Annotated in this window: 17 protein-coding genes; 13 read left to right on the top strand and 4 right to left on the bottom strand. The window is 72.7% G+C overall.

Annotation, left to right across the window (positions count from 1 at the left end):
• Positions 1-56: 56 nt before the first annotated feature.
• Positions 57-248: a DUF1918 domain-containing protein gene (locus KIS93_RS57160; RefSeq protein WP_080039450.1), complete on the top strand. Its 192-nt coding sequence runs from the start codon at positions 57-59 to the stop codon at positions 246-248.
• Positions 245-1,561, top strand: a complete 1,317-nt coding sequence (locus KIS93_RS57155) for a wax ester/triacylglycerol synthase domain-containing protein (RefSeq protein ID WP_080039449.1) — start codon at positions 245-247, stop codon at positions 1,559-1,561. The genes KIS93_RS57160 and KIS93_RS57155 overlap by 4 nt, the downstream gene beginning before the upstream one ends.
• 4 nt (positions 1,562-1,565) lie before the next feature.
• Here KIS93_RS57155 and KIS93_RS57150 read toward each other — a convergent pair whose 3' ends face one another.
• Complete coding sequence (locus tag KIS93_RS57150; RefSeq protein WP_155127635.1) at positions 1,566-1,745, bottom strand: hypothetical protein; 180 nt, start codon at positions 1,743-1,745, stop codon at positions 1,566-1,568.
• 139 nt (positions 1,746-1,884) lie between these two features.
• On the opposite strand from KIS93_RS57150, the gene KIS93_RS57145 reads away from it, so the two are divergent.
• Positions 1,885-2,256: a hypothetical protein gene (locus tag KIS93_RS57145; protein ID WP_080039448.1), complete on the top strand. Its 372-nt coding sequence runs from the start codon at positions 1,885-1,887 to the stop codon at positions 2,254-2,256.
• A 61-nt stretch (positions 2,257-2,317) separates the two neighbouring features.
• Here KIS93_RS57145 and KIS93_RS57140 read toward each other — a convergent pair whose 3' ends face one another.
• Together KIS93_RS57140 and KIS93_RS57135 are read right to left on the bottom strand one after the other, a co-directional pair.
• Complete coding sequence (locus KIS93_RS57140) at positions 2,318-4,837, bottom strand: cation-translocating P-type ATPase (protein ID WP_230466245.1); 2,520 nt, start codon at positions 4,835-4,837, stop codon at positions 2,318-2,320.
• Positions 4,838-5,257: 420 nt separating this feature from the next.
• Complete coding sequence (locus KIS93_RS57135) at positions 5,258-5,914, bottom strand: helix-turn-helix domain-containing protein (protein WP_080039446.1); 657 nt, start codon at positions 5,912-5,914, stop codon at positions 5,258-5,260.
• A 246-nt stretch (positions 5,915-6,160) separates the two neighbouring features.
• Between KIS93_RS57135 and KIS93_RS57130 the strand changes: the two genes are divergently transcribed.
• The 7 genes from KIS93_RS57130 to hypF all read left to right on the top strand — a co-directional run bounded on the left by KIS93_RS57130 (position 6,161) and on the right by hypF (position 15,430).
• The gene (locus KIS93_RS57130) at positions 6,161-8,593 is read left to right on the top strand and encodes a phosphoketolase family protein (protein WP_080039445.1); all 2,433 of its coding nucleotides are present in this window, start codon (positions 6,161-6,163) and stop codon (positions 8,591-8,593) included.
• 297 nt (positions 8,594-8,890) lie between these two features.
• Positions 8,891-9,079 carry a hypothetical protein gene (locus KIS93_RS57125; RefSeq protein WP_155127632.1) on the top strand — a complete coding sequence of 63 codons (189 nt, stop codon included), beginning with the start codon at positions 8,891-8,893 and terminating at the stop codon, positions 9,077-9,079.
• A 460-nt stretch (positions 9,080-9,539) separates the two neighbouring features.
• Positions 9,540-10,058, top strand: coding sequence for a flavodoxin family protein (locus KIS93_RS57120; RefSeq protein WP_080039443.1), 519 nt, complete (start codon positions 9,540-9,542; stop codon positions 10,056-10,058).
• 156 nt (positions 10,059-10,214) lie between these two features.
• Positions 10,215-11,198: a type I glyceraldehyde-3-phosphate dehydrogenase gene (gene gap / locus KIS93_RS57115; RefSeq protein ID WP_080039442.1), complete on the top strand. Its 984-nt coding sequence runs from the start codon at positions 10,215-10,217 to the stop codon at positions 11,196-11,198.
• A 404-nt stretch (positions 11,199-11,602) separates the two neighbouring features.
• Complete coding sequence (locus KIS93_RS57110; protein ID WP_080039441.1) at positions 11,603-12,445, top strand: universal stress protein; 843 nt, start codon at positions 11,603-11,605, stop codon at positions 12,443-12,445.
• A 95-nt stretch (positions 12,446-12,540) separates the two neighbouring features.
• A complete protein-coding gene (locus KIS93_RS57105) occupies positions 12,541-13,197 on the top strand; it encodes a CBS domain-containing protein (protein ID WP_080046814.1) in 657 nt (218 codons plus the stop codon).
• Positions 13,198-13,207: 10 nt separating this feature from the next.
• Positions 13,208-15,430: a carbamoyltransferase HypF gene (hypF, locus tag KIS93_RS57100; RefSeq protein ID WP_080039440.1), complete on the top strand. Its 2,223-nt coding sequence runs from the start codon at positions 13,208-13,210 to the stop codon at positions 15,428-15,430.
• A gap of 3 nt (positions 15,431-15,433) precedes the next feature.
• Here the strand turns inward: hypF and KIS93_RS57095 are convergent, their stop codons facing one another.
• Complete coding sequence (locus KIS93_RS57095; RefSeq protein WP_080039439.1) at positions 15,434-16,075, bottom strand: response regulator transcription factor; 642 nt, start codon at positions 16,073-16,075, stop codon at positions 15,434-15,436.
• A 146-nt stretch (positions 16,076-16,221) separates the two neighbouring features.
• Between KIS93_RS57095 and KIS93_RS57090 the strand changes: the two genes are divergently transcribed.
• From KIS93_RS57090 to KIS93_RS57080, 3 genes are all read left to right on the top strand, one after another.
• Positions 16,222-17,121, top strand: coding sequence for a sigma-70 family RNA polymerase sigma factor (locus KIS93_RS57090; protein WP_080039438.1), 900 nt, complete (start codon positions 16,222-16,224; stop codon positions 17,119-17,121).
• Between the two features lie 10 nt (positions 17,122-17,131).
• Positions 17,132-17,608, top strand: a complete 477-nt coding sequence (locus tag KIS93_RS57085; protein WP_222108076.1) for a nitroreductase family deazaflavin-dependent oxidoreductase — start codon at positions 17,132-17,134, stop codon at positions 17,606-17,608.
• A gap of 86 nt (positions 17,609-17,694) precedes the next feature.
• Complete coding sequence (locus KIS93_RS57080; RefSeq protein ID WP_080039437.1) at positions 17,695-18,180, top strand: hypothetical protein; 486 nt, start codon at positions 17,695-17,697, stop codon at positions 18,178-18,180.
• Positions 18,181-18,189: the final 9 nt, after the last annotated feature.

Raw genomic sequence — 18,189 nt, 5'->3', positions numbered from 1 at the left:
GGAGGCTGGAGCCGGGATGACAGCCATCCTGCTCACAGCGACAAGAGGAGCTCGCCATGAAAGCGACCGTGGGTGACCGGCTGATCGTGGAGGGCACGTACGGCGGCAACCTCCGCCGGGAGGGCTTCGTCGTGGGCGTGGAGCACGCCGACGGCTCGCCTCCCTACCAGGTGCGCTGGCTGGACAACGGGCGCGAGTCCCTCGTCTACCCCGGGCCGGACGCGCGCGTCGTCCCCGGTCACCGATGAACGTGAGGGGGCCCGTCGATCGTGCCAGCCCCGCCGATGTCGCCATGCTGGCCATGGGGGCGGGCGGCGCGCTGTCACAGCGGGCCGGCGCCGTCCTGATGCTGGAGCCGGGGCCGGGATTCGAGGTGACGCGGGCCTCGGCGCTGCTGGCCGAGTGGATCCGCTCCGTGCCGAGGCTCCGGCGGCGGCTGGTACGGGTGCCGTTCGGCGCCGGCCGCCCGGTGTGGGTGGACGATCCGCGCTTCGACCTCCGGCTGCACGTGCGCGTGGCCGAGTGCCCCGCGCCGGGGGACGAGCGGGCGCTGCTGGACGTGGCCGCCGCCATGCTGACCGGCCCGCTGCCGCCATCGCGGTGGACGGCGGTCTTCGTCACCGGGCTGAGCGACGGTGCGGTGGCGCTGATCGTCGTGCTCGACCACGTGCTGGCCGACGGGATCGGCGGGCTCGCCCTGCTCGCGGCGCTGGCCGACCCCGAGCAACGGCCGCCGCCCGCCGGCTTCCCGCAACCTCGGCCGTCCCTGCCGCGCCTGGCGGCCGACGCCTTCACCGAACGCCTGCGATCCATCGGCCGCGTACCAACCTTCTGGCGGGACGCGAAGACCGCCCTCGCGGCCACCGGCGGGCTGAGCCCGGAGCCCATCGCGCGGTGCTCGCTGCTGCGGCCGACCGGCCCCCGCCGCACCTTCGCCGTTGTACGGACCGGCCTCGCGCCCCTGCGGGCGGCGGCCCACCGCCACGGCTGCACCGTCAACGACGCCCTCCTGACGGCCGTCACGGGAGCGCTGAGCAGGCTCCTGCAACGGCGGGGCGAGCACGTCTGCGCCCTGTCGGTCTCGGTGCCGGTGTCGGCCCGGCGCAGCACCACCTCCACCGAGCTCGGCAACCGCTTCGGCGTGCTGATCACCGCCCTGCCCGCCGCCGGCGATCCCGGGCCCCGCATGGCGCGCATCGCCACCCTGCTCGCCGAGCGCAAGAAGCAGGCCGCGACCGCCTCCGCGGCCGATCTGTTCGGCCCGGTGTTCCGGCTGCTGGCCGCGCTCGGGCTCTACCGCCGCTACCTGCGCCGCCAGCGCCGCATCCACACCCTCGTCAGCAACGTCCGCGGCCCCGACCGCCCGCTGGCCTTCGCCGGCGCCCCCATCCGCGAGATCATCCCGGTGGCGGTCGCCGAGAACGGCAACGTGACGGTGAGCTTCGAGATCCTCTCCTACGCCGGCACGGTCGCCATCACCGTCATCGCCGACCCCGACAGCGTCCCCGACCTCGACGAACTCGTCGCCTACCTGCGTGACGAGCTCGCCGGCCTCGCATAGACCCTCAACCGGCCGCCGCCGGCACCGGGCAGGTCCGCTGCAGGTTCTCGATACTGCGCACCAGGGCCAGGTTCGCGGCCGTCAGCGTGCGCACCTGCTCCTCGAGATCGTCCACCCGCCTCTTCAGCGTCAGCAGCTCCGCGTCGACGAGCGGCGCTTCCATGATCACGCGTCCACCGATCATGATCGGTTCACCTCCATGAGCCCATGGTGACTTCTCGGCAGGGCTCCCGACACCGGCGAACGCCCCCGTCCCGAGGGACCAATGGCACTGGCCGCGCGCGCCGCCCGCGCGGACGCTCGTCATGAAAGGAGGTGGCACGATGAGGCTGACCTGGAAGGACGCTCTCGCGACAGTGGCCGCCGGCGTCAACGTCGCCGTCTACGTCGCCTTCACCCAGGGCGCGGACCTGCCGATCGTCGGCGACGTGCGCGGCGCCACCGGGACGATCCTGCTCCTGGGCCTGGTGGGCGGCTGCATGCTCAGCGCGGCCCCCGAGGCGTACGAGCGCAAAGGCCCGTACACGGTCGTCGCCAGCACGCTGGGCGGCATCGCGCTCCTGGCGGGCGTGATCGGGCTCATCACGGCGGCGGAGCTCGCCCTGGCGGTGCTGTTCTACGCCACCATCACGCTGTGGCTGATGGCCACCGCGCGGCACGCGATCACCCCGGCGAAAACGGAGGCACTCAAGTGAGGAACGGCCGAAGCCCCCGATCCCTCGGGGGCTTCGGCCTCCTGACACCTCTCGCACGCGATCACCGAAGCGTCTCCGACGGCCCTTGAGGGCGATGGGAGGGGTGCAGGATCCGGTCGAGGCGGGCGGCGGCGTAGCCGAGCACGGACAGCGCCGTGACGATCAGCAGGTCGCCGGCGGTCAGCGGCTGGGTGCTGAGGAGCTGGCGCAGCGGCGGCACGTACAGGGCCGCCAGTTGCAGGACGAACGCGCCGGCGACGGCGAGCAGCAGCATGGGGTTGGCCAGGGTTCCTGGCCGGGTGCGGGAGCCGAGGGCGACGCCCAGCTGCGTGGCGCCGAGGGCGAAGAAGGCCATGCTCTGCCACGGCCGCCCGGTCGCCGCGGCCCAGACGGCGACGCCGAGGGTGACGGCGGTGAGCACGACGGCGATCCTGATGACGCGCTGCCACAGGCCCGCGCCCAGGATGCTCTGGCTCGGCGGCCGGGGCGGGTCGGCCATGGCTCCCGGCACCGTGGGCTCGCCGCCGAGCGCCACCCCGGGCAGCCCGTGGGTGAGCAGGTTGATCCACAGGATCTGGGCGGGAAGCAGGGGGAGCGCAAGCCCGGCGAACGGGCCCAGCAGCATCACGGCGATCTCGGCGGCCCCGCCGGACAGGCCGTAGACCAGGAAGCGGCGGATGTTGGCGTAGACCCGGCGGCCCTCCTCGACGGCCGCGACGACGGTGTCGAGATTGTCGTCGGCGAGGACCAGGTCGGCGGCCTGCCGTGCCACTTCGGTGCCGCGCCGGCCCATGGCCACCCCGATGTCGGCGCGCCGCAGCGCGGGGCCGTCGTTGACGCCGTCGCCCGTCATGGCCAGCACGCCGCCCTGGGCCTGGAGGCTCTGGATGATGTCGAGCTTCTGCTCGGGCGTGGCGCGGGCGTAGACGCCGGCCTGGACATGATCGAGGGCCGCAGGTTCACGGCAGTCGACGACCCGGTCGCCGGCGGCGATGATGCCCAGCTCGGTGGCGATGGCGCGGGCGGTGCCGGGGTGGTCGCCGGTGATGAGGATGGGCCTGATGCCGGCCCGCTTGCAGTCGGCGACGGCGGTGGCGGCCGCAGGGCGGGGCGGGTCCAGGATCGCGATCAGGCCGAGCAACGACAGCCCGCTCTCCTCGATCGTCGCCGGGGCGGCGCCGAGATCGGCGCTCGCCACCGCCAGGACCCGGTACCCGTCCTTGGCGAAGCGCTCGGCCTGCGCGGCGGCGCGGGCGAGCAGGCCCGGCCCGTCGACCAGGACGGGGTGGTGGAGCAGGGCTTCGGGCGCGCCCTTGCAGATCAGCCGGGCGCCGCCGCCGGGCAGCTGGTGCAGGGTGCTCATGCGCTTGCGGTCGCTGTCGAAGGGCATTTCGGCCAGGCGGGGCAGGCGGTGCTGCACCTGCTTGCGGTCGAGGCCGGCCTTGGCGGCGGCGGCGAGCAGGGCCGCCTCGGTGGGGTCGCCCAGCGCCGTCCAGTCGCCGCCATCGTCCTGCGGGGGTGACAGGCGGGCGTCGTTGCAGAGCACCGCCGCCGTCAGCAGCTTCTCGAAGGCGCCGGCGTCGCCGGTGATCTCGCCGTCGGGGGCGTAGCCGGTGCCGCTGATCGCGGCCTGCGCCGTCGGCGTCCACACATGGCGGGCCACCATGCGGCCCTCGGTCAGGGTGCCGGTCTTGTCGGTGGCCAGGGCGGTCACCGAGCCCAGGGTCTCCACCGCGGGCAGCTTGCGGACGAGGGCGCTGCGCGCCGCCATCCGGCGCGCGCCCAGCGCCAGGCTCAGCGTCACGACAGCGGGCAGGGACTCGGGCACCGCGGCGACCACCAGGCTGATAGCGGTGATCACCATCAGCTCCACCGGCTGGCCGCGCACCAGCCCCAGCGCCAGGACCACGGCCGACAGCAGCACGGCCACGCCGGCCAGCAGCCGGCCCACCCCGGCCAGGCGGCGTTGCAGCGGGGTGAGCCCGGCTCCCTTGACCATCAGGGTGGCGATGCGGCCACTCGCGCTGGCCGCCCCGGTGGCGGTGACCACCGCCCGGCCACGCCCGCGCACGACGACGGTGCCGGAGGCCACCGGCTTGCCCACGGGCTTGTCCACCGGCACCGACTCACCCGTCAGCGCCGACTCGTCGACGAGCAGCGCCGCCGACTCGCCCACCTCGGCGTCGGCGGGGACGATGTCGCCCTCGGCCAGAATGAGCAGGTCTCCCACCACGACGTCGCTGGAGGGGATCTGCTGCTGGTGGCCGTCGCGCACCACCCGCGCCTCCGGGCCGGCGAGCTGCGCCAGGGCGGTGATCGCGCGGTCGGCCCGGATCTCCTGCACCACCCCGACGGTGGTGTTGACCACGATCACCAGCATGATCACGGCCGCGTCGGCCCAGTCGCCCGTCGTGACGGTCAGCACCGCGGCGACGAGCAGGACGACGATGAGCGGATCGCGCAGCTGCATGGCGATCCGGCGCCACAAGGGCACGGGTGGCTTCTGCGGGAGCAGGTTGGCGCCGTCCCGTGCCAGCCGCGAGGCCGCCTCGGCCGACGTCAGCCCAGTCAAAGGCGTCACCGTCATGTCCCTCCGTGCTCGCCGCGGTCGTCAGGCCGGCGAATGATCGCTTCGATGTGTCCGCGTCCTACTGTTCGCGAACTCGGACCGCAGCGAACAGGGACGTTAGTCCTTTCCCGCCGGGTCGGAAGCACACATCAGGCCTCGGACCACCACCGCGCTGCCCCCGAGGTGCCCGCCTTTCGCGGGTCATCCGTCCGCGAGGTGAGGATTCAACGACCCTGCGCCCGTGCGGAGCACGTCACGAGGGGGAGGAAGACGCCCGCCGAGACGAGAGATCCCCTTCCTGCGGCCCGCCGGCACCGGACAAGTGGCAGTCACGATGCTCTGGCCGCGGATCGCGGCGACTCCGCCCGGACGGAACCGTTCGATCGCCCGGCGAGGGTATCCATCTCCACGCCCGGCACCCCGGGCGCGCGGTCAGAGGCCGTGGATGCGGCGGCCGGTGATCTGGTGGGGCGCGATGCGGATGTACAGGTGCCGCCGGCCGCCCGCCCACGGGGTGACGTCGGCGCCGCTCACCATGGCCACTTCGTCATCGGGCACGTGGTGGGCCGGACCCTGGACGAGCACGCTCCAGCCCTCGCGCCGTGCCTCGTCGATCCGGTCCACCTGGAAGCCGATCTTGATCTCCACGCCTTCTACGCCTGTTCGCAGGTCCTGGTCCATAGGGCCGCCGTAAGTGGTGCGGAAGACGATCGCGCCGTCGTGCACCTTGTAGTTGACGGGCAGCACCGTAGGGCCGTGCGAGCCGTTGAACGCCACCCGGCCGATGCCGCCCGGCGCGATCAACCGCAGGCACTCCGCCGGCTCCAGCACCTCCAGCACAGGGCCCTCCGAGGCGGCCCCCGGGCCGGGTGGACGCTCGTACCCTCCGCCCAGCAGATCTTCCACCGTGGTCTCCAGTGCCTTGGCCAGCCGGGTCACCGTGCCCCTGTCGGGGGTGCCCAGGTGGTCTTCCAAGTGCTGGACGTATCCGGCCGACATGTCCGCGCGGTCGGCCACCTCCTCCAGCGTCAGGTTCAGCTTCGTGCGGTGATGGGTGATACGACGTCCGAAATCGCCCGGGTTAGTCATGAGTGTCTCCTCCACGGTGATGCCATTGGTGACAGCTGACGCGAGCCGCCTCGTGCGAAGCTACCCAGCCGCTCGCCCCATCGGACAGGGCCTTTTGTCCCTTCACCATCGACGGCGCGTGCCCGCTCCAGCGGGTGGCCCTTGGCCCCGCGATCGTCAGGACTTCCGGCCCTGTTGGCGGGTGCGGCGCCCGGGATCTCATGGTGCGGGCTGCCCGCCCCATCACCAACGGAAGGGAACGTGCTCATGACCGCGGTTTCGCAGGAGCAGGTGCGCAAGGCCGTCGACGAGGAGCTGCTGCGCAGGCTGGCCGCCCCGGAGGGCAGGGAGGTCGAGCAGCTGGACGCCTGGTGGCGGGCGAACAACTACCTCACCGTCGGCCAGATCTACCTCCAGGGCAATCCGCTGCTGCGCGAGCCGCTGGAGCCGCGGCACATCAAGCCGCGGCTGCTGGGCCACTGGGGCACCAGCCCGGGCCTGTCGCTGATCTACGCGCACGTGTCCCGGCTGATCCGGCACACCGGCCAGCAGGCGATCTATCTGGCCGGGCCGGGGCACGGCGGGCCGGCGCTGGTGGCCGCCGGTTATCTGGAGGGCACCTACAGCGAGATCTACCCGCACGTCGGCCAGGACGAGGCCGGGATGCTGCGGTTGTTCCGGCAGTTCTCCAGTCCGGGCGGCATCCCCAGCCACGTCTCGGTGACCACGCCGGGCTCGATCCACGAGGGCGGCGAGCTGGGGTACGTGCTGGTGCACGCCTTCGGCGCGGTGATGGACAACCCCGACCTGCTGGCCGTGGCGGTCGTCGGCGATGGCGAGGCCGAGACGGGGCCGCTGGAGGGGTCGTGGAAGGGCGTGTCGTTCCTCAACCCGGAGCGCGACGGCGCCGTGCTGCCGATCCTGCACCTCAACGGCGCGAAGATCGCCGGCCCGACGGTACTGTCCCGCAAGGACCCGGCCGAGGTGCGGAGCCTGCTTGCGGGGCACGGCTACGAGGTGCTGGAAGTGGAGGGGGCGGACCTGCCGGGCATGCACCACCGCTTCGCGGCGACGCTGGCCGAGGCGTGGGCGAAGATCCGCACCATCCAGCACCTGGCCCGCACCGGCGAGTGGGACGGTACCCGCCCGCGCTGGCCGCTGATCGTGTTGCGCTCGCCCAAGGGCTGGACCGGCCCGGAGCAGGTGGACGGCGTGCGGATGGCGGGCACGTGGCGCTCGCACCAGGTGCCGCTGTCGGGGGTGCGCGACAACCCGGAGCACCTGGCGATGCTGGAGCGCTGGCTGCGCTCGTACCGGCCGCAGGAGCTGTTCGACGCCACCGGCGCGCCCACCGAGCCGGTGCGCGCGCTGGCGCCCGAGGGTGAGCTGCGGATGAGTGCCAGCCCGCACGCCAACGGCGGCCTGCTGACGCGCGACCTGGCCCTGCCCGACTTCCGTGACTACGCCCTCGAAGTGCCGAAACCGGCGCGCACGCGGGCCGAGTCGACCCGGCGGCTCGGGGAGCTGCTGCGCGACGTCTACCGCGACAACCCCGACACCTTCCGGCTGTTCTGCCCGGACGAGACCACCAGCAACCGGCTCGGCGCCGTGTTCGAGGTCTCCGGCCGGGCCTTCGCCGAGCGCGTCACCGCCGACGACGTGGCGATCGGGCGGGACGGGCGGGTGATGGAGGTGCTGTCGGAGCACAACTGCCACGGCTGGCTGGAGGGCTACGCGCTGACCGGCCGGCACGGCCTGTTCGCCACGTATGAGGCGTTCGCGATGGTCAGCGCGTCGCAGACGGTGCAGCACGGCAAGTGGCTGCAGGAGGCGAGCCGGCTGCCGTGGCGGGCCAGGGTGCCCAGCCTGAACGTGCTGCTGACCTCGACGGCCTGGCGCAACGACCACAACGGCTTCTCCCACCAGGGGCCCGGCCTGATCCAGGTGGTGCTGACCCAGCGCGGCGACGTGGCCCGCGTCTACCTGCCGCCGGACGCCAACTGCCTGCTGTCGGTGGCCGACCACTGCCTGCGCTCGCGCTCGTACATCAACCTGATCGTCATCGACAAGCAGCCGCAGTTGCAGTGGCTGGGCATCGAGGAGGCGGTGGAGCACTGCGCCCGCGGGGCCGGGATCTGGGACTGGGCCGGCACCGACGACGGCGCCGGCGACCCGGACATCGTGCTGGCCTGCGCGGGCGACGTGGTGACCATGGAAACGGTCGCGGCGGCGCAGATCCTCAAGGAGCGGCTGCCCGGCTTCCGGGTACGGGTGGTCAACGTCGTCGATCTGATGACGTTGCCGCGGCCGAAGGACCACCCGCACGGCATGAGCGGCACCCTGTTCACCGAGCTGTTCACCGACGCCGTCGATGTCGTGTTCGCCTTCCACGGCTACCCGGGCGCGATCCACCAGCTCGTGCACGGCCGCCCGGACGCCGACCGGTTCCGGGTGCGCGGCTTCGTCGAGGAGGGCACCACCACCACGCCGTTCGACATGACGGTGCGCAACCGCGCCTCCCGCTACCACCTCGTCATGGACGCGATCAACAACGCCAAGCGGCTGCCGCGCGGCGCCACGGACCTGATGGCGTGGTGCGAGCGCAAGCTCGCCGAGCACCAGGCGTACGTGGTCGAACACCTCGAAGACCTGCCCGAGGTGCGCGACTGGGTGCTGGGCGACTGGGCGAAGCAGGGCTGACCGGACCGAGCAGTGCCGACCCCGCCGGCGACCATCAGCTGGAAGCCGGCGGCGTCGATGCGGATGCGCTTGCGGGCAGGACCAAGGTCCGTCGGCCCCGGGCCGTACGGCATGGTCAGCCACGCCGTTATCCGGCGGGCCGAAGGAGCAGGCCGCGGACCCATGGCAACCTCTCCATCAACGCGCGAATGTGACCTAAGCCACACGGGCTCCGGGTCGTTCGCCTCAGGCAGCCCGCGCCGGCCGGAGAGAAGGTGAGGTCACCAGAAGACGATGTACGAGTTGAAGGTGACTGACATGGCCGTTCTCCTGAGTTCGACACGCGTCACGAACGATCCGCTGAGCGAAACGTACTTCGTGCGAGCCGCCGACGCGTTGGGCCTGCACCGGACAGATGGCGAGCACGCCTGCGTCGCCTGTGCCGGCACCTGGCCCTGCCCTCCCGCCCTTGCCGCCGCGTTCATGCTCGACCTGCACACCTCTTGATGACCACGACCTGCCGAGGACCAACGGCGCCGATTTCGGGACTTCGTCCCCGGGCGCCGGGACCCCGTTGCCGGGACGGTGGAGATCACAGACCGACGTACGAAGGAGCGGCATCATGGCCGGTCACCTCGTGGCCGGTGTGGACGGGTCCACGTCGGCGAGCACGGCAGCGGAATGGGCCGCTGCGGACAGAGCCCGGATGACTGGCCTGTCTGGATGCGGTGGTCCGGCCAGTCAGTGAGGAGAGATCATGACCGTGGAGACGCTGACCGCAGGGCAGGTGATGAGCCGCGTCCTGGTCGGGCGGGCCGCAGGAGCAGTCCAGCCGCCCCGTCCGGGCGTTGCTCGGCCACGAACCGGTGCCCCGGGGCAGGCCCGCCACGGAGCCCGGCGAGGTGGTCACCGGGATGTTCCACCTCGAACCTGTCCTGCCTCATGACAACCCGATGGGAGGCGCGTGATGGACGCGCTGGTCGTGTACGAATCCATGTTCGGCAACACCAAGCAGATCGCCGAGGCGATCGCCGAAGGGCTGGCCACCCGCCTGCGTACGGAGGTGGTCGAGGTCGGCTCGGCGCCCGCGAAAGTCGGGCCGGAGGTCGGGTTGCTCGTGGTGGGCGGGCCGACACACGCCTTCTCCATGAGCCGGGCCTCCACCCGCCGCTCCGCCGCCCAGCAGAGCACGCAGCCGCTCGTCTCCCGGGGAGACGGCGTGCGCGAGTGGCTGGCGGCGCTGGCCACGGCCTCGGCCGCGCTCGCCTCTGCCGCGTTCGACACGCGCGTCGCCAAGCCCCGTCTGCCGGGCTCTGCCGCCCGCGGCATCTCCAGGCGTCTGCGCCGCCTCGGCGTCAAGGTCATGGCGCCGGCGCAGAGCTTCTATGTCACCGGGACCGAGGGGCCGCTGGTAGCGGGAGAGCTGGAGCGGGCCAGGCGGTGGGGCGAGAGCCTGGCGGCCTCGTTCCCCGTCACGACAGGCTGACCTGGTGGGCGGGTCCGGTGGACGGGGACCGCGGCCCTGCCGCGTTCCCGTCCGGCGGGCGCCCTCGCAGGCCGGACCCGGCAAGGGGCCGAAGGTCCCTCGCACCCGGGACCGTGGCCTCTGACCCGCCAGCCGTGAGCGCCGCACGATGAAGACATGAGAATCGGGATCAACGGATTCGGCAGGATCGGCAGGGCCGTCCTGCGCCGCGCGCTCCGCACCGACCTGGAGATCGTCGTGATCAATGACATCACCGACGCGGCCGCGCTGGCCCACCTGCTCAAGCACGACTCCACGTACGGGCCGCTCGGCCTGCCCGTCACCGCCGCCACCGGCCTGCTCGAGGTCGACGGCAGGAAGATCGCCGTCAGCGGCTGCGCCGACCCCGCCCAGATCGACTGGCGGGCCCACGACGTCGGGCTCGTCATCGACGCCACCGGCCGCTTCCGCACCAAGGACGCCCTGGCGGCCCACCTGAAGGCAGGCGCCCGCAGGGTCCTGCTGTCGGCCCCCGGCAAGGGCCTGGACGCCACCATCGTCCCCGGCGTCAACGACGCCGCCTACGACGCGGCCCGCCACGAGATCGTCTCGCTGGCTTCCTGCACCACCAACTGCGTCGCCCCCATGGTCAAGGTGCTGCACGAACGCTTCGGCCTGGTTCGCGGCTTCATGACCACCATCCACGCCTACACCGGCGACCAGATGCTGCTCGACGCCCCGCACAAGGACCCGCGGCGCGCCCGCTCGGCCGCCGTCAACATCGTGCCCACCACCACCGGCGCCGCCCACATGGTCGGCCAGGTCCTGCCCGAGCTGGAGGGTCGCCTGGACGGCATCGCCATCCGCGTCCCCGTCGAGGACGGCTCCATCACCGACCTGTCCGCCCAGCTCACCCGCCCGGTCACCGCCCAGGAGATCAACGACGCCTTCGCCGCGGCCGCCCGGGACGAACTGCACGGCATCCTGCGCTACAGCACCGACCCGCTCGTCTCCCGCGACATCATCGGCGACGCCGCCTCCTGCGTGTTCGACTCCGCCCTCACCCAGGCGAGCGGCGACCTGGTCAAGGTCTTCGGCTGGTACGACAACGAATGGGGCTACGCCAACCGGCTCGTCGAGATGGCCCAGCGGATGGCCTGACGCTCCCATGAGAACCCTTCCGGCGATCACCCTGCGCTTCGACGAGACCTGCCTGAAGCACACGCGCCGCGTGCTCCTGCACGCGGCGCGCGAACGGGGACTGGATGGGGCCGCCTCGACGACTTCCTCCTCACGGTCAACGAAGGCGTGGTCAACGCCGTGGCGCACGGCGGCAGAGGCAGGCTGAGCCTGTGACGCGGGGACGGCGTTCTTCGCTGCGAGATCAGCGACCCAGGGCCCGGTATTCCCGCGCGGATCCTCGCCGGCGTCTCCCTTCCGCCCTGCCCGGCCCGTCGCCCGGACCGCCCCAGCCAGAGGCCCTTCGTTCCTCGCGCAGGTGACCTCCGGCCCTGCGCCACGCGGACACGCATGACATCCGATGAGAGGTGACGAAGGAGAAAATCATGATCATCGTAGGAGCTGACGGATCCGTGACCGCACGCGCCGCCGTGGAATGGGCGGCCGGCGACGCGGCTCGCAGGCACGTGCCGCTGCGCGTCGTGCACGTGACAGACACGTCGTGGTACCTGGTCGGCAAGCGTTCCGACGCGGTCCTGCCGGACTCGGTTCACAAGGAGGGGCGGCGGGTGCTGCGCGAGGCGGAGGCTCTCGTCCGGGAGCGGCAGCCGGCCGCCGAGGTCAGCACGCGCGAGCTGACGGGCACGCCCGCCGAGGTGCTGCGCGAGCAGGCCGGCGACACGACGGAGCTGGTGGTCGGCAGCCGCGGACTGGGCGGGCTGTCCAGCGCGCTGCTGGGCTCGGTGAGCGCCCACGTGGCCGGGCATGTGAGCTGCCCCGTCGTGGTGGTGCGCGCCGAGCACCGGCCCGTGCACGGCGAGGTCGTCGTGGGGCTGGACGACTCGCCGGAGTGCGAGCCCGCCCTGGCCTACGCCTTCGAGCAGGCGGAGCTGCGCGGCGCGTCGCTCAGGGTCGTGCACGCCTGGCAGCTCCCGGTGCACGCCTACGCCCCCGAGGCCCCCTACGACCTGGACGAGGTCCGCGTCGCACAGCACCAGGCCGTCCGCGACCGGGTCACGGCCGCAGGCCAGGACCACCCGCGGGTGACGGTCGTCGAGGAAGCGCCCTGCGCGCGCCCGGCGGACGCCCTCACCGCGGCGTCCGAACAGGCCGACCTGCTCGTCGTCGGCTCACACGGGCGCGGAACCCTGGGAGCGGCGCTGCTCGGCTCGGTCAGCCGCGGCGTCCTGCACCACGCCCGCTGCCCGGTCGCCGTGGTCCGCGCCTGACGGCGCGGGACCTTCGTCCTGGTCATCGGGGACGTTCGCCGCTGACCGCGTCAGCCGCCGTACGGGAGCCTGAAGGCGAAGGAGAGGTGGACATCATGTCGATCGAAGTCAAGGACGTCATGGGACGCGTGGCCATCGCGGTGCTGGCGAACGCGTCGTTCGCGGACGTCGTGGCCGCGATGAAGCGGTTCGCGGTCGGCGCGGTCACGGTCGTCGACACCGACCGCCGCCCGATAGGCGTGGTCTCCGAGGACGACCTGCTGCTCAAGGAGATCGACACGGTACGCCACAGCGTGTCGCTGTTCGAGTCCCGCAAGCAGCGGCGCGAGCACGAGAAGGCCGCCGCGGTCACGGCGTCCCAGCTGATGACCTCCCCGGCGATCACCGTCACCCCGGGCACCAGCGTGCGCGACGCGGCCCGCCTGATGCACACCCAGCGCATCAAGCAGCTGCCCGTGATCGACCCGGTCACGGGGAAAGTCATCGGCACCCTGCACCAGCGGGACGTGCTGCGCGTCTTCACCCGCCCCGCCGGCGAGCTCGAGGCCGACATCCGCGCCCTGCTGCCGCAGCCCGGCCCGTTCACGGTCGAGATCGACGCCGGCATGGTGAAGCTCGGCGGGCAGGTGCGCCGGCGATCGCAGGCCATCGCCCTCGTCGAAGCCGTCCGCAACGTCGAGGGCGTGGTGGACGTCGTGGGCGAGCTGGCCGCCGAGGACGACGACCTCATCGTCGTCCCGCCGCTGATGTAGGAACGCCGTCGTGGACGCGGCATGGCACATCGAGGTGCACGGCATCGTGCAGGGCGTCGGCTTCCGGCCGTTCGTGCACCGGCTGGCGACCGCCATCGGGATCCGGGGACAGGTCAGGAACGCCGGCGGGCACGTGGTCATCTCCGCCACCGGCACCCCGGCCTCGCTGGAGGAGTTCGTCGCCGGCCTGCGCACCCGGCCGCCCGGCGCCGCGCGCGTCCGGGACGTACGAGTCACCCCTGGGGCGCCGGAGCAGCACGGGCCCGGCTTCCAGATCATGGAGAGCGACCTCACACCCGGCACCCGCGCCGAGATCCCGCCCGACCTGGCCACCTGCGCCGGCTGCCTGCGCGAGCTGTTCGATCCGGCCAACCGGCGCCACCGCTACCCGTTCATCAACTGCACGGCGTGCGGCCCCCGGGCGACCATCATCGAGAGCCTGCCGTATGACCGGGCACGCACGTCGATGCGCGGCTTCGAGCTGTGCCCGGCCTGCGCGGCCGAGTACCACGACCCGGCCGACCGGCGCTTCCACGCCGAGCCGATCGCGTGCGCGTCCTGCGGCCCCCGGCTGCGCTGGCAGGCCGTGACGGGTGACGCCGCGCTGCGGGCCGCCTGCGACGTCATCGCGGCCGGCGGTGTCGTCGCCGTCAAGGGCTTGGGCGGCTTCCACCTGGTCTGCGACGCCATCAACGACGAGGCCGTGTCCCGGGTACGCGAGATCAAGGCGCGTGACGGCAAACCGCTGGCGGTCATGGTGCGCGACACGATCACGGCCGGAGCGCTGGCCGACCTGTCGGACGCCGACCGCGCCCTGCTCACCGCGCCGTCCGCGCCCATCGTGCTGGCTCCGCGACGGCACGGCGTCCTGTCGGCCGGCGTCTGCCACGGCATGCCGGACCTCGGGGTGTTCCTGCCGTACACGCCCCTGCACCATCTGCTCCTGGATGCGCTGCGCCGCCCGCTCGTGGTGACCAGCGCCAACCACGCCGGCAGCCCCATGCCGACCGGCGAGGTCTCCGGGCTCGCCGTGGACGGCGTCCTGACCCACGATCGGCCCATCGTGGCCCGCTACGACGACTCGGTGATCCGCTCGTTGGGCCGGAGCTCGATCACGCTCCGGCGCGGCCGCGGGCTCGCCCCCGCGCTGCTGCGCCTGCCCGCCGCCTCGCCGCCCCTGCTGGCCGTGGGAGCCCAGATGAAGAGCACCTTCACCCTCGCCGACGGCGAGCAGGCGGTGCTCGGGCCGCACATCGGCGACCTGTCCGACGCCGAGACGCTCGAAGCTTACGACGAGGCGCTCGACCACCTCAGCCGGCTGCACGGCATCGAGCCGCTGCACGCCGCGCACGACCTGCATCCCGGCTACCTGTCGACCCGCCTGGCGCGGCGCTGGCCGAGCCGGATCGCCGTCCAGCACCACCACGCGCACGTCGCGGCCGTCGCCGCGGAGCACGGGTTGCGGGCGCCGTTTCTCGGCGTGGCCTACGACGGGCTCGGCCTGGGCGATGACGGCACGTTCTGGGGCGGGGAGCTGCTGCTGGCCTCCTACCGCGGCTACCGGCGGCTGGGCCGCTTCTCCCGCGCCCCTATGCCGGGCGGCGAGGCGGCCGTGCGCACGCCCGCCCGGATGGCTCTCGGCTACTTGCTCGGCGGCGAGCTCAGCACCGGGTCCGCTCCCGGCCACCTGCCCGGGCAGGAGGTCATCGCCCGCATGATCGCGCGCGGGGTGAACTGTCCGGTCGCCTCCAGCGCCGGCCGGCTGTTCGACGCGGCCGCGGCGCTGCTGGGTGTGTGCGAGGTGAACGGTTTCGAGGGCGAGGCCGCCATTCGGCTGGAGCAGGCGGCCGGCGGCTTCCCCGGGGTGGAGCCGCTGGCCTGGCGGCTGGAGCGCCGCGACGGGCTGTGGGTGTATGACGGGGTGGCCACGCTGCGCGACCTGGTGGAGGCCAAGGCCGACGGTGAGCCGGTGGGCCGGATCGCCGCCGCTTTCCACGCCACCGTCGCGGCCGTCACGGTGCTGCTGTGCGAGCGGGCCGCCGCCGAGCACGACGTCACCCAGGTGTGCCTGGCGGGCGGGGTGTTTCAGAACCGGCTGCTGGCCGTCGACGTGCTGGCCCGGCTGTCGGCGGCGGGCTTCGAGCCGTACCTCGGCCAGCGGGTGCCGGTCAACGACGCGGGCATCAGCTACGGGCAGGCGGCGGTGGCGGCGGCGCGGTTGTCACCTGCTTGACCGTCATTGCTTGCGGTCGGCGCGCAGGCGGGCGGCCAGGGCGGCGGCCTGGGTGCGGCGTTGCATGTCGAGCTTGGACAGCAGGTTGGAGACGTAGTTCTTGACCGTCTTCTCGGCCAGGAACATGCGCTCGCCGATCTGCCGGTTGGTGAGTCCTTCGCCGATGAGGTCGAGGATGTGGCGTTCCTGGTCGGTGAGCGCGGCGAGGGGGTCCTTCCTGGCGGCCTGGTCGCGCAGCCGCTGCAGCATGGCGGCGGTGGTCTGCGGGTCGAGCAGCGACTGCCCGGAGGCGACCGTGCGGACGGCGCCGACCAGGTCGGAGCCGTGGATCTGCTTGAGCACGTAACCGGCGGCTCCGGCCATGACCGCGTCGAACAGCGCGTCGTCGTCGGCGAACGAGGTCAGCATCAGGCACGCGAGCCCTGGCAGCTTGGAGCGCACCTCGCGGCACACGTCCACGCCGTTCCCGTCGGGCAGCCGCACGTCCAGGACCGCCACGTCCGGCTTGAGCGCCGGGATGCGGGCGAGAGCGGACTCGGCGGTGCCCGCCTCGCCGATCACCTCGATGTCGTCCTCGGAGTCCAGCAGGGCGGCGACACCCCGGCGGACGACTTCGTGATCGTCGAGCAGGAACACACGAATCATGAGTTCGACGCTACCTAAGCCGCGGCGGCGCCGAAAGGACGAAGGTCCCGGAACTGGACCGGCGAAGGTCCACCGGCGCGAGGCCCAACGGCGCTGGGCGGGCGGCGATCTCCAGAGTGTCCTGGAAGGGATACGGAGGAGGAAGCATGAACCCCGGAGCTGACCCGGTCGGCGACTACCTGACACGCATCGGCCGCACACCGTTGCTGACCGCCGCCGAGGAGGTCGCGCTCGGCCGGCGGATGGAGAAGGCCGCCCGCGCCGCCCATCGCATCCGGCAGGGCGCCGCCGAGCAGGGGCTGCGGGACACCGTCGCCGACGGCCTGGCGGCCAGGCGGCAGCTCATCGAGGCGAACCTGCGGCTGGTGGTGTCGATCGCCAAGCGGTACGCGCACCGCGGCATGTCGCTGGCGGACGTGATCCAGGACGGCAACCTCGGCCTGATCGAGGCCGTCGAGCGTTTCGACCACAAACGGGGCAACCGCTTCAGCACGGTCGCCACCTGGTGGATCCGCAAGGCGATCCAGCGCGGCCTGGAACAGGCGCCCACGGTGCGGCTGCCCATCGCCGTACAGGACGAGCTCGCCAAGATCTCCCAAGCGGAAGTACGGGCACTGCACCGGCTCGGACGCGTCCCGACCGAGCGGGAACTGGCCGAGGAGCTGGGGCAGAAACCCACGAGACTCGCCTACCTGCGGCAGCTGCCCGGCCCCTGCGCCAGCCTCGACGTCGAGGCGGGAGAGGAACGCCACCCCTACACCCTCGGCGACCTGGTGGAGGACGACCGCACCCCGGCCATCGACCACCTGGTCGAGCAGCGCGCGCTGAAGGTGGTGCTCGATCGCCTCGTGGACGGGCTCGCACCACGGCACGCCCTGATCGTCCGGCTGAGGTTCGGGCTGGGTGGACACGACCCGCACACGCCCCGGCAGATCGCCGAGAAGTTCGGGCTGACCCCGCAGTGGGTCCGCCAGATCGAAAAGGAGTCGCTCAGCAGGCTGCGCGGCCACGGAAGATCCCACGGCCTGCGGGCCTGGGCGAGCTGAGGAGAAAATCATGAAATCCGACACGCGCCGTTCCGGACGCTGGCTCCGGTGGATGTACCGCGGTGGCCGCCCCAACCGCCTGGCCCGCGCCATGAACCGGTCCTGGACGGTGGTGCACTCCAGCGGCCTGGTGCCCCGCCTGGTGACCCTGGAGGTGCCCGGACGCCGGACGGGACGGATCATCTCCTTCCCCCTGGTGATGGCCGACCACCGAGGAGAGCGGTACCTGGTGGCGATGCTGGGACAGCACACCAACTGGGTGCTCAACCTGCGCGCGAACGGTGACCGGGCGGTGCTGCGGCACGGCCGGCGCACGAGCGTCCGGCTCGTCGAGGTCGAGCCCGCCGAGCGTGCCCCGATCCTGCGCCGCTACCTGGCCCTCGCACCGGGCGCGCGACCGCACATCCCGGTGGACCGGCACGCGCCGCTCGAGGACTTCCACAAGATCGCCGCTCAGATCCCCGTGTTCCGCCTCACGGCCCCGTAGAAGGACCTTTCGGCCCGGACCGGGCCTGTTCGCCGACCACCTGGCGGTGCTGGCGGCCTGGGGGATCGCGGCGCGGCCCTGGCCGTGTGGCGATTCCGCTGGGAACGCGCACCCGCGCGCACGGCGGCGGCACCCGCCTCCCGCAAGCGGCGGCCACGCCCCCAGGGCCGTCCGTCTCCCCTGCCGCTGCTGGCCGGTCAGCGGCCGGCACGCCGCTGCCGCGCTGGGCCTACCACGCGGGCCACCTCACCACCGCGCTGCTGGTCACCATCGCCACCGCCCTCGTGGTGGCCTTCAGGGTCAGGCAGCAGACGGTCAACGCCATCATCCTCGGCACCTTCCTGCCCCTGACCTTCGTCTCCGACGTCTTCGTCATCGGGGGAGAGCTTCCCGCAGCGCTGCGCACGATCGGTGACGTCTTCCCGCTCAAGCACGTCTCCCACACGGTCCTCGCCGTGCTGGATCCGGCTGGACGGCCGTGGCCGTGGACGGACCTCGCCGTGGTGACGGCCTGGACGCTCGCAGGGCTCGCGGCCCTCGCCGTCGTGAACGCCCGGCGAAGGGCCGCCTGATTCCCGCTT

This window comes from [Actinomadura] parvosata subsp. kistnae (assembly GCF_900323885.1).
GTDB classification, from domain to species: domain Bacteria; phylum Actinomycetota; class Actinomycetes; order Streptosporangiales; family Streptosporangiaceae; genus Nonomuraea; species Nonomuraea composti.
The sequence above is the reverse complement of the archived record's forward strand: the minus strand, read 5'-3'. Positions and strand labels throughout refer to the sequence as shown.